Annotated in this window: 16 protein-coding genes; 2 read left to right on the top strand and 14 right to left on the bottom strand. The window is 69.0% G+C overall.

Annotation, left to right across the window (positions count from 1 at the left end; genetic code table 11):
* Window positions 1-73 precede the first annotated feature (73 nt).
* From AB0C76_RS17010 to AB0C76_RS16970, 9 genes are all read right to left on the bottom strand, one after another.
* Window positions 74-4,012 (bottom strand): P-loop NTPase fold protein, encoded by a 3,939-nt coding sequence (locus tag AB0C76_RS17010; RefSeq protein WP_359965264.1) that lies wholly within the window; start codon window positions 4,010-4,012, stop codon window positions 74-76.
* Window positions 4,013-4,425: 413 nt separating this feature from the next.
* Window positions 4,426-4,950, bottom strand: a complete 525-nt coding sequence (locus AB0C76_RS17005) for an ATP-binding protein (RefSeq protein WP_359965263.1) — start codon at window positions 4,948-4,950, stop codon at window positions 4,426-4,428.
* 199 nt (window positions 4,951-5,149) lie between these two features.
* A complete protein-coding gene (locus AB0C76_RS17000) occupies window positions 5,150-5,884 on the bottom strand; it encodes a methyltransferase domain-containing protein (protein WP_359965261.1) in 735 nt (244 codons plus the stop codon).
* A 34-nt stretch (window positions 5,885-5,918) separates the two neighbouring features.
* Window positions 5,919-6,605 carry a class I SAM-dependent methyltransferase gene (locus AB0C76_RS16995; protein WP_359965259.1) on the bottom strand — a complete coding sequence of 229 codons (687 nt, stop codon included), beginning with the start codon at window positions 6,603-6,605 and terminating at the stop codon, window positions 5,919-5,921.
* Between the two features lie 43 nt (window positions 6,606-6,648).
* On the bottom strand, window positions 6,649-8,016 hold the full coding sequence (locus AB0C76_RS16990; protein WP_359965257.1) for a hypothetical protein: 1,368 nt from the start codon (window positions 8,014-8,016) through the stop codon (window positions 6,649-6,651).
* Between the two features lie 2 nt (window positions 8,017-8,018).
* Entirely contained in the window at window positions 8,019-8,783 is a 765-nt protein-coding gene (locus tag AB0C76_RS16985; protein WP_359965255.1) for a hypothetical protein, read from the bottom strand.
* A gap of 43 nt (window positions 8,784-8,826) precedes the next feature.
* A complete protein-coding gene (locus AB0C76_RS16980; protein WP_359965253.1) occupies window positions 8,827-9,411 on the bottom strand; it encodes a hypothetical protein in 585 nt (194 codons plus the stop codon).
* A 149-nt stretch (window positions 9,412-9,560) separates the two neighbouring features.
* Window positions 9,561-9,860 (bottom strand): hypothetical protein, encoded by a 300-nt coding sequence (locus tag AB0C76_RS16975; protein ID WP_033346891.1) that lies wholly within the window; start codon window positions 9,858-9,860, stop codon window positions 9,561-9,563.
* Between the two features lie 78 nt (window positions 9,861-9,938).
* Window positions 9,939-10,448: a nucleoside-diphosphate kinase gene (locus AB0C76_RS16970; RefSeq protein WP_033346890.1), complete on the bottom strand. Its 510-nt coding sequence runs from the start codon at window positions 10,446-10,448 to the stop codon at window positions 9,939-9,941.
* A gap of 424 nt (window positions 10,449-10,872) precedes the next feature.
* On the opposite strand from AB0C76_RS16970, the gene AB0C76_RS16965 reads away from it, so the two are divergent.
* Window positions 10,873-11,538, top strand: coding sequence for an NUDIX domain-containing protein (locus tag AB0C76_RS16965; RefSeq protein ID WP_359965251.1), 666 nt, complete (start codon window positions 10,873-10,875; stop codon window positions 11,536-11,538).
* Window positions 11,535-11,948, top strand: coding sequence for an NUDIX hydrolase (locus AB0C76_RS16960; RefSeq protein ID WP_359965249.1), 414 nt, complete (start codon window positions 11,535-11,537; stop codon window positions 11,946-11,948). The genes AB0C76_RS16965 and AB0C76_RS16960 overlap by 4 nt, the downstream gene beginning before the upstream one ends.
* A gap of 59 nt (window positions 11,949-12,007) precedes the next feature.
* On the opposite strand, the gene AB0C76_RS16955 is transcribed toward AB0C76_RS16960, so the two are convergent.
* The 5 genes from AB0C76_RS16955 to AB0C76_RS16935 form a co-directional block, all read right to left on the bottom strand.
* Window positions 12,008-12,334 (bottom strand): hypothetical protein, encoded by a 327-nt coding sequence (locus tag AB0C76_RS16955; RefSeq protein ID WP_359965247.1) that lies wholly within the window; start codon window positions 12,332-12,334, stop codon window positions 12,008-12,010.
* A 163-nt stretch (window positions 12,335-12,497) separates the two neighbouring features.
* The gene (locus AB0C76_RS16950) at window positions 12,498-14,249 is read right to left on the bottom strand and encodes a relaxase/mobilization nuclease domain-containing protein (RefSeq protein ID WP_359965412.1); all 1,752 of its coding nucleotides are present in this window, start codon (window positions 14,247-14,249) and stop codon (window positions 12,498-12,500) included.
* Entirely contained in the window at window positions 14,239-15,129 is an 891-nt protein-coding gene (locus tag AB0C76_RS16945; RefSeq protein WP_359965245.1) for a hypothetical protein, read from the bottom strand. Before AB0C76_RS16945 ends, AB0C76_RS16950 begins: the two co-directional genes overlap by 11 nt.
* 249 nt (window positions 15,130-15,378) lie before the next feature.
* On the bottom strand, window positions 15,379-16,173 hold the full coding sequence (locus tag AB0C76_RS16940; RefSeq protein ID WP_359965243.1) for a DUF2637 domain-containing protein: 795 nt from the start codon (window positions 16,171-16,173) through the stop codon (window positions 15,379-15,381).
* A gap of 468 nt (window positions 16,174-16,641) precedes the next feature.
* Window positions 16,642-17,949 carry a DUF3631 domain-containing protein gene (locus AB0C76_RS16935; protein ID WP_359965241.1) on the bottom strand — a complete coding sequence of 436 codons (1,308 nt, stop codon included), beginning with the start codon at window positions 17,947-17,949 and terminating at the stop codon, window positions 16,642-16,644.
* Window positions 17,950-18,107 lie beyond the last annotated feature (158 nt).

The raw sequence follows: 18,107 nt of genomic DNA, 5'->3' as shown, positions 1-18,107 counted from the left end.
GGCCAGGCAAGCGCCATGGTGGCCGTCCCATCTTCGGCAACCTTCCGCACCTTGGGGGAACCTCACCCCTCCGTTACAGGCCTGCGGCCTTGCGGAACTCGGTGCGCCTGCCGCGAGGCTGACCCTCGCGAGGGATGGCGTCGGAGAGTCCCTGGCGTACCTTCCGCGGCAGGGATGCCACTGCCGCACCCAACGCCCGCGTGGCCTCAGGGTCCGCTCCGTAAATGACTGGGGCGAGGCGGCTGACCAAGTCGGCCGGTGCGCTCGCGGGCTTTGCCTCGGCGAGAGCCCCGATTACCGCTGCGGCGCGCCGGGCCGCGTACTGGTCCTCGGAAGCTGTCCGCAGGGCCATGTCCCACACGCCAGCAGGATCGGTCGAGGCGTCGACGGCCACCCGGACAAGGTGGGCGTCCACGTCCCCACTGTGGATCAGGCTCTGCATGTAACTGGTGAGCGACGCGTTAAGGGCGGGGTTGTCGGCACACAGCTTGAACAGGTCCTCGATGTGGTCGCCTGCCCGATGAATGGCTTCGGTCAGCATGTCACCCGGGATTTGCGCGGCGTGGGAGGCGAGATCAGGGCAGCGGCCACGGGCGACGGCCAGCATGTCCACCTGCACCTGCCGCTCGGCGCGCGGCCAAAGCCGGGCTGCCCAGGCCCAAACCGCGTCGTTGCCGTGCGGGATGTGTGAGGCCAGACGCGTGCCCAGGGAGGAGTCCCGGACGTCCTGGCGCTCGGCTCCGCGCACCGCGAGGTCCCGGGACTGCGGGGTGACGGAGGCCCACTGCTGGTCGATATGGGCGATCCAGAACTGGTGGATCTGCGGGTCATCCAGGTATCGGGCGGCGAAGTCAACCGGGGCGGCGACATGGCCCTGGTTCACGCTGGCCTGAAGGCGTTCCAGTATCGCTGGCAGGCTCGACTGTCGGGTCGACGGATCCGCCAACAGCGTGTGGAGGCACACGAGGAGTTCCCCATGCACTCCGGACAGAGGTGCAGGGCCCACCATTGGAACGGGCAGGTGCTGGGCCAGGGTTGCGACCAGTTGCCCGGCCCGGGCCGCGCCGCGCTTGGTGGCAAGGACGGACGAGAGCCCGAGCCTGGCCAGCCGGCCGGCATCGCTGTCTTCGGGCAGCGGGGCGACGAGGACGTCGAGGGCCATCTGCGCGGACCGCAGCACGGGACCCGACTCGGCATCATCAGTCGCCTGCAGGTAGGACGCGAGCATGGTGAAGATGGTGGTGAGGATGTCGGCATCGAGCTCCGGTTGGGCGGAGCGGAGTTGAGTCAAAATCAGCGTCATGAAACCGGCTCCATCGTGCTGCGGCAGCCTGGGCAGGAGTCGAGACATGGCCTGCGCAAGTTCCATCCCAGTCAGAGCCACCTGGGCGAACACGACAAAGATCACATCGTTGCAGGTGGCATTGGTGTTTGGTGCAGGCTGCGGGCCGACTGTCGGAAGCCACTTCTCCAGCAGTTCTTGCGTCCTCAGTGACGTGGCCATGTCCTCGTCGTCGTGGAGGAACTGCGCGAGCTGGCATGCCAGCCAGCCGCCCAGCGTAACCCCATGACGCGGTGCGGCGGTGGGCGAGATCACGGCGGCAAGGGCTTCGTCATCCAGAAGCTGCCCCCAGCTGTCGGCGGGCAGAACCAACTCATCCAGCACCGCGACACGTCGCTGCTTGCAGACGGCCGAGACGGTGTCCCAGTCTGTCATCAGGCCGCGGATGACATTGCGGTCCCAGCGGTGAACTTGGGCATGCGTGCGCGCCAGGTCGACCGCGAAATCAAGGGTGTCGGGGGTACCGTGACTGGCAGCCATCGCGAGCAGGGCACCATAGGCCGACGCAGGCCAGGACTCGCGGTGCCGCCCTGGCTCGGTCCACCGTTCCAACTCCAACTCCGAACCGGAGACGGTCAGGTCGGCAAAGTACTTCTCCACGGCGCCCGCCAACATAGGCGCGAACGCCATGTCTGCGGGAACATCTAGCAGGGCCGACGCCCACTGCCCGGCCTCGTCTGGATCGCCGGGTTTGGCCGTCAACTCTTCGACCAGCAGGGACAGATAGGCAGCTGGTATGGAAGATAGAAGCGGTACCCATGCACGGATGGGCACCGCGTCGGGCGCCTCGACACGGCGACGCGCGAGTTGTTCAGTGAGCGCCGTCAGCTCCGGCCGGGCCGCCTCCGCTCCCGCTTCTGGGGCCGCGGCGATCAGGTCGGGGAGGCTGCCCAGGGCCAGAACGGTGGCCGCCACCGCGTTGTCCAAGGCCAGTCCGGGTCTCAGGCCGGCCAGGGTGTTCCTGACCGCGCCGAGCACGTGGCGACGCTGCCCGACGTCCACGAGCCGCTGGCCCAGCGCCTCACTGTCCCGCTGCTGCAGTTCCAGGGCGATCGCCTGGGCGTTTTCGCTGCCTAGATCACGGCTCGCTGGCGTGGACCCCAACGTGATGAGAGCGTTGAGCTGCGGCGGACGGTGGTTTCGCGTCCTCCAGGCGGTGGCCCTCAGATACGCCAGCCCCGGCCACTCATCCGTGTTCAGGCCCGCCGTGGGTAGGTCAGGAGACTTTAGGAAGTCGCGCAGCAAGGGGTCGTTGAGTGCGTCCTGTGAGCCGAGAAGCGCGTCGTCCAGCAAGGACAGCAGCACGGTCTCCCGCCGAATGCGGTCGTACAGCGTCCGGTGGTCGCTGCGCAGCACCACCAGGCGGGCGAGCTCCAGCGGGAAGCCGGTGACCTCGCCGGGTGCGATGCGGGCAGCCCGGCCAGGGGACGGGCGTTCCCTGCGGTGCGCGAGCCCGTAATCGGTGAGGAACGCGTTCACCAGGCGGATGGCGTGCCGTGGTTCCCGGACCTGGGGGTGCACGAGCGTCTCAAGCACGCTGCGGGTCGCCCCGATGCCGCCGACGTAGCCCACGAGCGGGTGCTCGTCCGGGTGTACAAGGAGGTGCTCGGCGTACTCGAGCAGGTCGTGGTCGTGGTGCGCCGGCAGCGTGATTCGCACCGAGAAGAGCTTGTTCAGGTACTCCTGGGCTGCTTCCTCGGTGGCCTTGCGCCTGCCTTCCTGAGTGCCGGCTGGGGCGGCGCGGTGGGCCAGGCCTGGGTGCACACCCATGATCGCCTCGCGGACGATGTCCTCGTCGCACGAGATGATGAAGACCGGATTGAGGGCACTGTGTGCTCCTGCCAGGAGCAGGCTGCGGATGGTCGCGAGTGCCTCCAGTACCTCGTCCGCGTTCAGCCGGTCAATGTCGTCGATGGCGATGACCAGGCGCTTCAGTTTGCGCTGGTGGATCTCGTCGATGAGGCGGGAGAACACCTGCTCCAGTTCGTCCGTCGAATCCGGCCTCGGGGTGGTGACCGAGATGTCGTACGCACGGAACGCCTGAATGGCCCCGTCCTTGGCCGCGCCGATTGCCGCGACGACGATCGATGCGCTGGACAGAACCGCAGTGACCGGCGCAGCGCCCTTGGATGCAAACCACCTCCACGGAACGACCCCGTGCCCCAGGCCGAGGAGGTGGCCCACGAACACTGCCGCCATCCCCAGCAGCCACACCACTGCGAGCACCCCGGCGATCCACCCCGCCCCCGCCCGGGCCATGGATATGTAACGTCCCGCGCCGGGCTTGCCCGGGCGGTGTGCGTTCGGTGTCGGCCGCGGAAGGGTCCGCTGACGGGATCCCTCAAGGCACGCACGCTCAGTGTCCAGCGTCTCATCGCTGATCAACTTCTCGCGATGAGCAGCTCCCAGAAGCCCGTAAAGCATGGCGCGCGCACGTGCTGTCCCGCTGTGGTGCTCGGCACTGACCTGAAGCACAGCCAGCTTGTTGTCCACTCGTAGATGCTCAGCGAGTAGGCGCACCACCGAGGACTTGCCGCTTCCAAACGGCCCCAGCAGGCCGACAGCGGTGGGATGTTGGACGCTGCGTACGAGTTCGGCGAGCTGCAGGGCCACCGAGTGATGGTCGAAGCGGTCCTGCTCCCTGGTGGAGATCGACGCGTCCTCGATCAACCACGAACGCGATCCACGAGACAAGCCCCTCGCCTCCACTTTCCACCCGCCTCGGCATGGTTGGGTCATCGTAGGCCTCGCCACGGACAAGCGCGCCCAAATTGACCACACCACCGACTTCCCACCAGTCACGCCATCAGCCGCGACGTTCATAACGTGCCGCGTGGTGGTCCCGGTGTTGCCGTCTGGGCCGCCGGATTCGGGGTAGAACGGGCTGTGGTTCAGGACCAGCTCGGCGGTGCTGTCAGTGTTCAGGTCGAGGACAGCGGCTTCGGTATCGAGCGGGTTGTAGCGAACAAGCCTTCATCTGAAGGGTATTCACTTCATGCGCTCGTGATTCAAGGCTTCGTCGACGCCGACAGAGCCTTGATGGACAGCCGGACTCTGAAATCTGTGTAAGGCCGGCTCCTGCTCTAAAGCTCGCGCAGGCCGACCAAGACTCGTCCGATCAGTAGCGGGTCGGAGACTGGGCCAGAAGGTTCGGCTGGCTGCCCACGCTCATTGGCCTTCGTGTGGCCTGGGGCGGACTGCCCGGAACCGTAATGGAGAAGTTCGGCCCAGACGACCTTCCCGGCCGCCGTGGTGGGGTAGTAGCCCCAGCGGTTGGCCATCTCGCTCACCAGGAACAGTCCGCGTCCACCAGTGGCCTCCACACCCACCTCCCGCCGTACTGGCGGCCGGGGATCACGGTCGGCGACCTGGACGAGCAAGCCCGTTCCTGTCAGCTGGAGGGTGAGGGTGAACGTGCCGACGTCGGCCAGGCTCGGGTATCCGGTGTTCTGCGGCTCGTTGTCGACTGGATGGCGGACCGCGTTGGTGGTGAGCTCGGAGACGATGAGGTTGGTCGTCTCGATGACGGCGTCCGGGATCCGCCATCGGCGCAGGATGTCGGCTGTGTGCCGGCGGGCCCAGGGGACCGCGTTGGGGGTGTCGGCCAAGGTCAGGTGGCTGATATACGGATGGCCTTGAGACATGAGGTGCCTCCCGCTCGGGGCTGCCTAGGCGTGCGGGTGCCTGCTGCTGGCGTTGATCAGGTGGTCCCGCCGTCCCGTGGTGGCCGGGCTCGCTTCGGCCACCACGGGCAGAGGTCCTATGCGCTCCCGTGCGGATCGCTCGCGGGTTACGCGCCTCTCGGGGCTACTTCGTGGCGATCACGTAGACGCTGGCCCACTGCCGCTTCGGGTTGGCCATCGCCGGATCGAAGGTCCACGGCTCGACGGTGCGGAAGCCAGCCTCGGTGAAGAGCTGGGCGAGCTTCTCGTGGTCGTACGCCCAGTAGTGGGGGTTGTAGGTCGGGTCGTCGTCCTGGTCGCGGAAGACGTAGTTGATGAGGTCGAGGTAGGTGTTGATGTCGCCTCGGCACTGCCGCTTGGCGTACCACCGGTCGATCATCTCGGCGGCCCGGTCCGGCGGTGCCGGGTACTGGTTCAGGACGAAGGCAGCGTCGGGGACGCCAGTGATGAGCTGGCCGCCGGGCGTGAGGACGCGGTGGGCCTCGCGGGCGTAGTACTTGGCGGAGCGCGGGTAGTCGATGTGCTCCAGGAAGTGCTCGGAGAAGATCGTCTCGGCGCTGGCGTCGGAGAGCGGGATGCCCTCGCGTACGTCCCACAGGAGGTCAGCCGGCGGGACGATGTCGATGTTGAAGAAGCCGTCGATGCGGTGTCCGCCGCCGCCGATCTGGACCTTGGCGGGGCTGGGCTTGAGGACGCAGTCGGGCAGGGCCACGACGCTGGCCCGGTGGTGCCGGTGCAGCTCGACTTCCTTGACGGTCGCTCGGAGGGTGCGGGCGAGGCCGTGCGTGGTCGCGGGTGAGTCAAGGGCCTGGTCGAGTTGGGCGAGGAGGGCGGTTATCTGCTGGTCGTGCGGGCTCATCGGGGTCTCGCTTCCTGGGTCGCCTGGGTGGTGGTCAGGTGGTTCGGGAGCTGAGCTGGTCGATCGTCCATAGGCCCAGCCCGTTGCCGGGGTGGTGCAGGCCGCCGTCCGTGAAGTCGGTGTAGAAGTGTTCGACGGGTTCGGGCAGGTGGAACGGGGCCACTTGAAGGTTGAGCGGGCGCCAGTGGGTGTCCGTGGTGTCGCGGTTCTCGGCCTCGCCGACGTAGGTGGTGGCGAGCAGGTAGGTCGAGCGGCTGGCCGTCACGCGGTCGAGGAACGTGAGCACCTCGTGGTGGGTGAGGTGGACGAGGCAGTCTCGTGCGATGACGAGGTCCGCGGCCGGGATGTCGTCCCTGCTCAGGTCGGCCTGTCGGAAGGAGATGCGCTCGCTGCCGTGCCGTTCCTGGTTGAGCTGGACGAGGTCGGGGACGACGTCGAGGCCGAGGTAGGCGTCCAGCTGGTCGAACCCGTCAACACGGCGGATCCAGTTGACGTCGCCGCATCCGGCATCCGTGACGGTGCGGATCGGGTAGCGCGCGAGGACCGAGGCGAGGGAGGCCCGGACGGCCTCGGTCTGGCGCATCTCGGAGCCGGGCCCGGAGACCGACTCGGGTGATCCCCAGTGGTTGGTGCGGTAGATCTCGGTGAAGAGCGCCTCGGCGGGCTGGCTGGGCGCCGGCCAGTCGGTGGTAGATGGGGTGGTGGGGCCGGGCGTGGACATGCGTCTCCTCCGCGATCGGTCGTCGAGGGGCGTGGGGCAGCGGTCAGCGGCTGCTGTTGCGCATGAGCGTGTACTTGATGTCGACCAGGCGCGGCGCGATGCTGAGCGCCAGCTGCTCGGTCGGGTGGAGGTGCCCGGCGTTGTCCGGCTCGGCACGCCAGACGCGGTAGTCCAGGTTCGGGTAGGCGGGGTTGATGCCAATCTCGCCCTTGGGCATCGTGCCGTTGAACGGCGCGACGATGTCCATGTGGTTCCAGTAGTTCCAGGCTTGCAGGGCCTTGTGCTGGTCGAAGTAGAAGTAGAAGTCGGGGTAGCGGCCGAAGCTGCGGAGTTCGCGGTGGATGAGGTGGCCGAGCAGCGGGCCGAGTTGGGTGGCGAGGCTGTCGAACTCCCAGCGCGTGCGGTGCCAGGCTTCAGGCACCTGCCCGCTGGTGAAGAGCCGGGCCGCCACGAGGTAGCTGATCCGCTCGACCATGTACGCGCGGGCGTGGTCAGCGTCGATGGTCGGGTCCACCCGCTGCAGAAGTGCCGCCAGCTGCTGCGGGCGGGGACGGAACCTGGCGAGGTTGAACTTGCCAGCCATGTCGGGGAAGGAGGCGAACAGCATCTCCTTGTAGAGCCAGTTGTTGAACTCCCCGAGGTCGGCCAGCTGCCGGGTTCGTGCAGAGGTGGAGTGGAGCATCAGGTACTCGGCGAGGGCCTCGAAGTAGAGGTAGCCGAGGATCGGCAGCCGGGGGATGGCTGCATCCAGCAGCTGCAGGAAGCCCTCCGTGGCCACGGTCGAGCCCTGGTAGACGATGCCGGCGGCCAGGGCCAGGAATGCGGCCGAGTTCTTGATCCGGCCGACGACGGTCTCGCGCAGGTGGTGACGCTCGGTCTTGCTGAGCAGGTACTCCAGGTCGGTGTAGATCTGCAGGTGGATCGAGCCCAGCCGCAGGTAGTCCACGCCCGCCAATCCGCGGTACGCCTGGGGCGGCGCGGTGACCTCGAAGATCAGCGGCGTGGGTGCGCGTCCGCCCAGGCCGACCCTGGCGAGGGAGGCGGGGGCCTCCTTGGTGAGGACGTAGGCGGCCAGGTTGTGCATGCGGAAGCCGTGCTCGGTCGCTGTGAGCGGCGCGCAGTAGATGCTGCCGACGAGGCATCCGCCGGAGGGGTAGAGCACCCCCTCCTCGCTGATCTCTTCCAGGGCGTGGGTGACGTGGAGCAGGTGCAGCTTGCCGTCGCTGCTCAGGCTGTCGAAGAGCGCGTTCTTTCGGAGCAGGCTGCCGTTCGGCGTCTCGTCGGTCAGGCGCTTGTGCCAGACGGCTGTCTGGGCTGCCAGCGGGTCGGCCTGCCCGGCGTCGGGCAGCAGCGCGGAGTCGAAGAAGGCGTGTGCGTCGGCCCACAGGTCGTAGGCGTCGCGGAGGCTCACGACTACACCAGTCCCTTCTCGGCGAGTGCGTACAGGACGGCTTCGGCGCTGCTGGCTCCGGCGAGGTGAGCGGTCTCGGAGACGACGATGAGGTCGAAGGCCACGGCGCGGAGCTGGTCGAAGGCCGGCTCACGAACGTGTTGCGCGTCGGGCCACCAGCTGAGCTTCGGCAGGCGGTAACGGTCGAGCGCATCTGCCGCCTTGACCAAGTCGCAGATGAGCCCGGCGCGGTGGTAGTCGGCCTGGTCGTCCAAGCAGAAGGCGCCGTACGGCACGTCGTGCAGGCGGATGGCGGTTGCTGCCTGGATGATCCGCCGAGGCGTTGCCAGCAAGCCGAAGTGGGTCCAGACAGTGTCGGCGTTGGCGGCCAACCAGACGGCGGCACGAGCACCGTGGCCACGGTCGTCCTGATCGTGCACGCGCTGGCAGTCGTGGACGGCTGCTGCCAGGACGACCGTGGCGGTCTCGGTGTCGTCCAGCTCGTGGATCTCAGCGAGCAGAGCGGCCAGTGCGGCGGTCCGCATGCTGTGCCTGAGACCGTGGAGCGAGTCGTGGAGGCGAGGGTCCGCCAGCCACGTTTCCGGAAGGGCGGACCGGCTCAGGAGGTGCTTCGAGGCCGGCCGCAGGGGCGGCGGCCAGGCCGCGCCGAGGTCGGGCCGGTTGGCCTTGATCCACTCAACGGTTGCCGGGTCCATGTACTGGTGGTGCGGCAGCTGCCTTCGGGCAGCCAGGTCGACCAGACTCATGGTCGTCGGGGTCGTGCTCATCTGTGCCCACCCCCTTCTGGTGGTCTACCGCGGTGACGTGCTCCTACCGGATCGGCGCGGCCTGTGCCTCGCGGGCCTTGCGCTCCTGCTCGGCGGCCTCGAAGGCGGCGGCGAAGTCGGCCAGCTCCTGCTCGCTCATCAGCGTCACGCCGAGCTCGGCGGCGACGTCGACGATCTGGGCGGACGCCTCGTCGCGGGCGGCGTCCGAGGCACCGTCGTCGAGCAGCACCTCGAACTCGGCGTGATAGCCCCATGCCTCGCTCCACTTGAGGGCGATCTCCACGCCCTGAAAGCGGAAGTTGTGGCGGAAGTTGAACGCCTCGTGCATCGCGGACTCGAAGCCGAGCGCGTTGAACACCTTCACGGCCGCCGGGACGTCCTCTCGGGCGATCGCGAATTCGGTCTCGTGGAAGGCGGCGCCCTGGCCGATCTTGCTCCCCTTGAGGGTGATCTTGGCGGTGCCGGCAGCCGTGTTGTCCGTGACCTTCAGCAGCTGCTCGGGCAGCACGTAGAAGTAGATGTGCTTTGCGTCGTCGCCCAGGTCCTCGCCGTCCTTCCGCAGGCGGTCCATGAGCTGGGCGTGGGTCTCCTTGTCGAAGCGGGCGCGCATCTCGATCTCGACAGCCACGGTCGTGTCTCCTCGTTTCAGGCATGGCGAATCCAGCCGAACCAAGGCGGGGTGGCCCCTGGCTGGTCCGGATGGGCGGTATGGAGTTGGTGGTGGAGCCGGGTGGTGCGGCGGGCCGTCACTTCACCGGCCGCACCACCCGAGATGGATCAGCCCAGGTCGCCGAAGCGCTCGCGGATCACGCCGGCGTGCAGGTAGTTCGGCAGCGGGACGCCGCCGACCGCCACGCGGGTGGTCGCCACCTGGTCCTCGGTCTCGTTCGGGAAGCCCTCCAGGAGCTGGAGGCACTGCTGGACCCACTCGCGGGACTTGGGCCAGTCCCCGGCGTCACGGAGGCGGACCGCCAGCGCGTAGGCGGTCTCGGTGGCCGCCCAGCGGTCGGTCGCCAGCTCGCGCTGGAAGATCGACTCCAGCTCCTCGGCGGAGGCCAGGCGGGTCTGGTTGGTCATGGTGCCCTCTCAGATCGGACGGTGGTGCCCCGGTAGTGGTCAACGCAGCGGCGTCTCAGCGGTGACGCCGCGATCGGCCTAGTTAGTGAAGATCTCGGCCAGCGTGCGGTACTCGTGCAGCTCGTCCTTGTCGAACCACAGCTCGACTTCCTGCGCGGCCTCCTCCTTGTTGCCGGAGGCGTGGACCAGGTTGGCCACGGCCTTGCCGACTGCCACGCTGCCCGCAGAGCTCATGTGCGAGAGGTCACCGCGGATCGTGCCGGCCGGAGCCTGGTTCGGGTAGGTGCTGCCCACGATCTTCCGAACGGTGGCGATGGCGTCGTAGCCCTCCAGTACCAGGGCGATGACCGGCCCCTGCTGCATGAAGGTGGCGGTGAGGTTGTAGACCTCTGCCCCGAGCCGCTCTTCGAGGTCGAAGTAGTGCTTGCGGGTGAACTCCTCGTCCATCCACTTCATCTTGACGCCGACGATCTTCAGCGCGGCATCCTCGAAGCGCGAGATGATCCGGCCTCCGAGGCCGCGCACCAGCGCGTCGGGCTTGAGCAGGACGAGCGTGCGCTCGACCGTGTGGACCTGGTCCTCGGCCATCAGTTCCCTTTCAGCTTGCTGGCATTCAGACATGACGAACGATCAGCCCGTCATGAACTGAGGTTACCGGCGCTGGCGAGCCACTTTCGGCGCTCCGGCCTACCCCCCGAACGGGTGAACCCTGCTCGGTCCGGCGGCATTCGATCCGCCGCCCTGTCGGCACGGCGGTCTCGCGGGCGCAATCGCCCAACTCACTGTCCTGCTTCGGGTACTCACCTAGAATCTCCGAGGGGATCGGCGTGTGTGTCCTGTTGCTCCCAGGCGCTTCCAGAGCTCAAGTTGCCTAGATGAGCCTGGCCTTGGGGTGCCGACCGCAAGTCTTCCGGTATCCACGCCGCGCAGCGATGAAGCGCCAGTGCAGTCGATGTGCATCTTCGACGCACGCCTCCTGCACTGCAGCGACCACGACGGAGAGGGAACGGCGTTGGACGTCATCGAGGTCTGGAGCGGTCGTTACGCCTGCTTGCTCCAGTCCGCCCTCCGCCTCACCAACGAGGCTTTCGCCAATCAGCTCGGGATCGCGGTGAGAACGGTGGCCACATGGCACGCCGATTCCTCCGTTGTGCCGCGAGCCGAGATGCAGCAGCTCCTCGACGCCGCACACGAGAGAGCTTCCGACGCAGCTCGTCAGCGCTTCGCCCTCCTGGCAGCGAAAGAACGCGGCGACGGAGCCTCCGAGTCCGGCACGCCAGCTGCGCAGGCCCTGCGGGTGGCCATCGCGGTTGTCCTCCGGCAGGGCGATGTGCTGCTGGTCTGCCGGCGCGACGACGACGCGTCCGGGATCACCTGGCAGTTCCCTGCTGGGGTGATCAAGCCCGGCGCGAAGCCGGAGACCGCTACCGTCCGGGAGACGCTGGACGAGACCGGGGTTCACTGTGCTGTCCGCGGGAGCCTCGGCAGCCGTGTCCACCCCGTGACGGGCGTGCTGTGCGAGTACTTCCTGTGCGAGTACCTGGCTGGCGAGGCAACCAACAGCGACGCCGTCGAGAACGTCGACGTGATGTGGGTTCCTCGAAACTCGGTGACCCGCTTCATCGACGCCGATACGATCTTCCCACCCATCCTGGCCGCCCTGGAGGAGCAGACGTGACACAGCAGACTGCGGAGGAACGCCCGGGTATTGCCGCCGCGATCGTGGTCCATGAAGGCCGCGTCCTGATGGTGAGGCGGCGGGTGAGCGAGGGCCAGCTCTCCTGGCAGTTCCCGGCCGGTGAGATCGAGGCTGGCGAGTCGCCCGAGGAGGCGGCTGTCCGTGAGACGGCGGAGGAGACCGGACTGGCTGTGGCCGCCGTCAAGCTCCTGGGCGAGCGGGTGCATCCGAAGACCGGTCGGCTGATGTCGTATACGGCCTGCGAGGCCGTCAGCGGCACCGCCGAAGTGGTCGACACGGACGAGCTGGACCAGCTCGCGTGGGTGGCTCTCGCCGAGATCCCCGAGTATGTGCCGTACGGGCTCTTCGAGCCGGTGCAGGCGTACCTGGACATTGTGCTCACTGCCTGACCGAGGCTCAGGCTCTACGGGCGGTCACCCAGCGGGTGGCCGCCCGTAGAGCTGTTGGTCTAGTCCCAGGTGGTGCCGGCGAGCAGGCCGTCGAAGGCGAGTGCCCGCATGGCGATGTTGTAGTCGTCCCACTCGTCCCACTCGTGTTCGGGCGCGGTGAAGTGCAGGTCGAAGTAGGCGCGGGTGAGGTCGGGCTCGTGCCATTCGGCCGCGCAGCGGCAGCGGACGAAGACCTGGTGGCGGACGTTGAGGAGGAGCCAGTCCCGGCGGGCACGGCAATTGGGACAGGTGATGGGGATGCCCCGGGCGTCGAGTTCGCCGGCGTGGGGGACGGCACGGATGACGGCTCTGTGGTGGCCGTCGTGGCCGGTGCTGGGGTTGGTCAAGTGGTGCCCTTCGATGGCGGTGACGGTTGGCAAGCACACAAGACGCACGGCGGCCGGGATGGTTCCCGGCCGCCGAAGAAGACATCGAAGCGACATCTGTGCGCACGGGCGTTCCTGTGGCTGGGTAGGCGGGGCTCGAGGCATCGGGTGTTTCCGGTCGGGGTCAGCGTCGGCGGGTGGGGTCGTTGGCGGCCCTGGTGCCGGTCGGCACGGCGGGTGTTGTGGGTGCGGGTGTCGGGGTGGTGCGGCTGCCGGTGCGGGCGCGTGCGGCCTGGGTGCGCTGGTCGATGCGGTCGCTGGTGGCGTTGCGCAGGCGCCAGAGGAGGACTTCGGCGGGTCGGTCGGCGCTGGTGAGCTCCCGTTGCTGGGCGGCCTCGGCGAGGGCTCGGCGGGGTGGTTGGCCGGAGGATTCGGCCTGGGCGAGCGCGGTGGCCAGGGCGGGCCAGGAAGGGTCGGCGAGGATGCGCTGGGCGTGGTCGGGGACGGCGGCCTGAACCTGGGCGGCGAGGCGGTCGGTGGTCTTGGGAGTGGGGGTGCGGCGGGTGAGGTCGGCGATGACCGGCTCGGCCGTCTGCCGGTAGGCGGTTCGCAGGTGGACGAGGGACTGCTGGGCGGCGTGGGCTTGCTGCTGGTGGCCTCGGGTCTGGTGCCAGCGGGCAATGGCGATCACGACGAAGACGGCGGTGGACAGCAGGGCAGCGGCCGTGGCGCCGTCATCGCCGGAGCCGGCGGTGTGCAGGAGTTGCTTGGCGGCGGTGCGGAGGGCTGCGGCCTGATGGTGTTCGGCACGGACCTTGGATCGGGTGGCGCGGTTGAACGCGGTTGCGGCGGCTCGTAGTTCGGCGCGGGTTTGGGCGGGTGCGGTGAGGGCGGCGGTGTGGAGGAGTTCGCCGAAAGCGGCGGCCTGGGCCTGGACGACGGTGTCGAACGCGTCGACGTCGGGCACGTCGGGGTGGTGTTGGTCCTGGTAGGCGAAGCGGGCGGTCTCCCGCAGGGTGGTCTCGGCCTGTCGCCAGCGGTCCGGTTCGACCGTGCCCCGTGCGGGCGTGGTGGGCTGCTGGGCGGCGAGGCGTTCGCGCAGGCGGTTGATGGACAGGTCGGGGGAGAGCTTGGAGCCGCCGAAGTAGACGGGTTTGCCTTGGGCGTTGACGTCGCCAGGGCGGGCGAGGCTGTAGCCGATGACGTCGCCGCTCTCGGGTCCGATGCGGTAGCGGACCTGGATGCCGAGGGCGGTGAGGGTGGAGAAGTACTCCTGCTCGTCGCGGACGGCGGCGGCGACGGCTTGGGCCTGTTCCTGCAGCCGCTCCTTCGCGGTCTGCTGGTAGCCGGTCCGCTGGGCCTTGGCCTGCTCGGCGCTGGTGGGCATCGGGGCAGCGGTGTGGTCGCCGGAGTTGAGCTGGCGCAGGCCGAGTTCCTTCTCGATCTTGCGGCACTCGGCCTGGGCCCGTTGGCCGTCGCGCTTGTTGCGGGGCCGGCGGCCGTCCTCGCGGACGCTGGTGGCCATGATGTGGATGTGGTCGTCGGCGTGCCGGACCGCGATCCACCGGCAGCCCTTGTCGTCGCCATCGGGGGCGATGCCAGTGGCGTGGACGATCCGGCGGGCGACCTCGGCCCACTCGGCGTCGGTGAGGTAGCGGTCGCCGGGTGCGGTGCGGACGGGGCAGTGCCACACGTGTTGCGGGACCTTCGCGCCTTGGCGGCGTTCGCGGGCGCGGACGGGCTGGTCGAGGTAGTCGGCCAGTTGGTCGAGGAACTGGTGGTGTTGGTCGAGGGGAGCGCGGCCGGGGTCGGGCAGTCCGGGCATGGCGAACGCGGCGACGATGTGCGGATCGGTGTGCTCGTCGCGCCGGCCGGGGCCGAAGAGGTAGGAGAGCAGACCGCGGGTGCGCGAGCCGGTGGAGACGTCAGGCACCACGGCGACCTCCCGGCAGGACGCGCTGGTAGGCATGGAGAGCCTCGGTGGCGCAGGCATCGAGCTTGTCCAGGACTTCCATGGCCCGCTCGGGGATCGGACCGCTGTAGACCTCGACCATGAGCTGGTTGAGGTTGTTGCCGGCTCGGTCGATTGCCCGCTGGTGGGTGCCGATCGCCTCGGTGAGGAGGGCGATGGCCTCGTAGTCGGGCATGGGGACGAACGCATCGAGGCGGCCGGTCCGCATGTACGCCTGGGCGACACTCATGGCGGAATCCGCGAGGAACGCGGATCGAGAGCGCTTGAGCTTCGTGGCGACGAAGTCGAGCAGTTCCTTCTCGGCCGGCTCGACCGAGCAGGTGATCTGGTCGTCGCGCTTGGTTCCGGAACGCGGCCGGTACATGCGTTCGGCAAGCGGGGTGGTGTTGTCGTCCACCGGAAGTGCGGGGCGGTCGAGAACCGGAACGCGCTCGTGGATGAACTCGGCAGGGGTCACGGTCGGCGCTTCACGCACGACGCGGTCGTCGGCGTCGGCACGCTCGGCGTCGATGTCGCTGCACGGCTCGGCGTCGCGCGGGGGAAGTTCGTCCTGGTCATGGCCGCCCTCGGTCATGACCTCCTGGTCCGGCGCGCCCTCGCGCCGGTCCTGCCCCGCCACCCCTGGGGCGGGGTCAAGCGCAAAGTCCGCGGCGCCAACGGCGTTGTGGACTTTGCCCCAGCTTGCTCCGTCGTCGTCGTGACCCTGGCCGGTCCAGGGCAGGGCCTGCTTGACGCGGGCGAATATGCCACCACGTCCGGGCTTGTCGCTGCCGGTTCCCCGGTGCTGGGCTTCCTGCTCGGGCGTGGCGGAAGCAGGGGCGAGGTGGTGCTGCTGGTCGGGCACGGGGATCTTCCGGTTCTTCTGTGAGGGCAGGTGTTGTCGGCTGGTGGGGCGTTCGCCGGATGCGGGGCGATGGTCCGGCGGAAGAGGGGTTTGGCGGTGCCGGAGTTCCGCTGTAGACGTCGCCGGTTCAGGACTTCCGGGGTCTCCGGATGGACGCTGGGGGGAGTTCCGGTGAGCGTCGGTCAGCTTCGATGAGGGGCCGCTCGCCCGGTCCGGAAGCGGTCCGGTGCTCGGGCGAGCGGCGGGGCCTCAGGCCGCCGATGCGCTGGCTTGCGCGTCGGCCTGCCGGGCGGCCTGTTCGTCCTTAAAGCGCTGGGTCAGCTTGCCGAGGCGGTCGCTGGCGATGGGTATGCCGGCCTCGCGCAGGACTGTCCTGATCACAGCCTGGGTGGGGCCGTGCTCCTGGACGGCAGGCCGGACGATCTCGGCCAGCTCGTCCATCGAGGCGGCGGGCTTGCGGCCGGTGCGCTTGGTGCCCACCACCGGTTCCCGACTGTCGGGCCGGACGTCGTCGTCGGACTCGAGCATCGGTTCGTCGGCAGGCAGGTCATCCTGCTCCGCGTCCGTCACCGGTGCGGACTCGGTTGCCGGTGCAGGACCGGGGTGTTCGCGGAGCGGGAGTTCGCCCTCGGCGCTCTTCGAGTCGGTGGCGGTCGCGGTGGTGTTGTGGGCGAGGAGGGTGCCGCCGAAGAAGGCGAGGGCGGGCCATCCGGCGACCAGGATCCGCAGCCAGGCGGGGACGTGGGCGAGGTCGAGGAGTCCGGCGGTGGCGACGTTCGCGCCGAGGGAGGCGGTCAGGGCGATGGCGAACCAGGTCCAGGCGGTGCCGGCGGGGTGGCCGGTGGTGCGCAGGGTCCGCATGCGGTGCCAGGCGGCGACGAGCAGCAGGTCGACCGAGACGGGGTAGGCCCAGGCTTTCCAGCCGTACTGTCCGGCGGCTTCGGCGATGTCGTGGAGGTGGGCGAAGGACAGGGCGCCTGCGATGGCGGCCTGTACGAGGACGGCGTCCGGGCGGGGCAGACGCGGTGAGGTGGTGGCGGTCATGCGGAAGGTGGTCCTCGCGGGTCGGGCGGTGGTGGTTTGTGGGATTGCCGTCTTTGCCGTCTTGCCGTCTTGGTGCTGCGGGACGGTCTCTGGGCCGGGGCGGGCTCGGCTGCCCGGGTGGTGCCGTGGACACGGCGGAGTTCGGGTTCGGGACGGTGCGGTATCCGTCTTGGGACTCGTATCCGTCCCGAAGCCAAGGCCTTTGACCTGCGGTTTTACGGCAGGGACGGCTGGGACGGCACAAGACGGATGTGTTTCCCGTCCCGGCCAGGGCCCGCCGCTCGCGCCCCGGACGGGGTCGGCGGCGGGCCGCTGGTGAGAGTGGACGGCTGCCGTCTTGGCGTGGGCCTTATCCGTCTTGGTACGGATGCCGTTGCAGTCTTGGGGTGCCGTTCCGTCTTGGCGGCAGGTGCGGTGACCTGCGGTGTTACGGCTGGGACGGCAGGGACGGCATTGCGGGGAGGGTGGTCAGCCTCTGCTGCCCGCTGCGGTGGCGGTCACGGGGTGGACTGCGGGGCAGTAGCGCCGCCAGGCGTCGAGGAACTTGTTGCGCAGGTAGCCCTTGCGCTGGGTTCCGTCGGGCATGCGGACGTTGCCGGAGGAGATGCCGAACTCGCGGAGCATCGCGCCGAGGCCGCGCGGGGTCAGCCCGCCTCGGCTGGTCTCGGCCCAGGGGGCCTCGGGGTCGCCGTTGAGGGTGAACAGCAGTTGGTCGGTGGCGATGCTGTCCGGCTCACCGGCGGCGTGGAAGATCCGCCGGATGTCCGCGAGGATCCGCGCGCTGCCGGGGTTGTCCTCCTCGGTCTGGACCTCGGCGTCGACCATGCGCTTGCACGCCTGGCGAGCCAGGCGAGGCCAGGGGCCTCCAGCGAGGTCGGCGATGATCACCAGCGGTTCCCAGGTGTCGGCGGCACGGTCCTCGACCGGCATGGCGGGCTCCAGGCGCAGGGCCTGGTCGGCGAGCGGTGCCGCCCAACGGGCGATCTTGTCGCGGATCGCGTGCAGGGCTGGCCGGTCCCGCTGTGTGCGGTACGGGGCGACGCGCTCGCCCTCGGCTCGGCGGCGCATGCGGATCACGATCGAGCGGTCCATGATCGTGTCGGGGAGGTCGCCGATGCCGGCGATGGCCGCCATGGCGAAGGTGGGGAACTTGCGCGGGGTGTGGTCGTTGCCGACCACCCGCAGCACGTAGCGGTCGCGCTGGTGCCCGGCGTTGAGCAGGCCGCGCATCTCCTCGTTCTTCTCCGCCGCCTTCGGGCTGCCGAAGATCGTGTCCGCCTCGTCCACCAGCAGGGTGGGCGGCTCCTCGCTGATCGTGCGGAAGATGGCGGCCGGAGAAGAGTTCACCGTCAGCATCGGCTGGTGGACCGTCTCGGCGAGCACGTCGAGCAGGCGGGACTTGCCGCAGCGCTTGGCCGGGCCGACAACGGCCAGGCGCGGGGCGTGCTGCCACGAGCACTGCAGGTGGGTTGCGGCGACCCACAGCGTGGTGGCGTCCAGGGCCTGGTCGGAGGGAAGGATCACGAACTTCGCGATCTGGGCCCTCAGCTGCGCGAGCAGGTCGGCGCCCTCGGTCGCCTCGGTGTCGGGCATCAGGTCGGTCCCGTCCGGGATGGTGGGCTCGGCAGGCGCCGCCTCAGCCTCGCGTCCACAGGCTGTGGACGCAGGCGCCGACCGTTGACCCGACAGGAAGGATCCGGGCTCGCCCGGCGTGGCAACCGGCGGCCAACTCACGGTGGAAGCTGCCGGATCGGATCCGTGGGACGTAGACTCCATGCTGAAGCTCCAGACTGGGACGCGGGACCTGATCCGTCGCGCGCCGCCGATGAAGGTCGTGGGTAAGGACTTCGCCTGGCCCTCGGTGTTCGCAGCACCGGGGGCCTTCGTGCGCCCTGGGGCGGTCGGGCCGGAGATCCTGGCCCTCTCAACTCGCA

This window comes from Kitasatospora sp. NPDC048722 (assembly GCF_040650235.1).
In the GTDB taxonomy this organism is placed as follows: domain Bacteria; phylum Actinomycetota; class Actinomycetes; order Streptomycetales; family Streptomycetaceae; genus Kitasatospora.
This window is presented reverse-complemented; position numbering and strand designations above follow the sequence as displayed.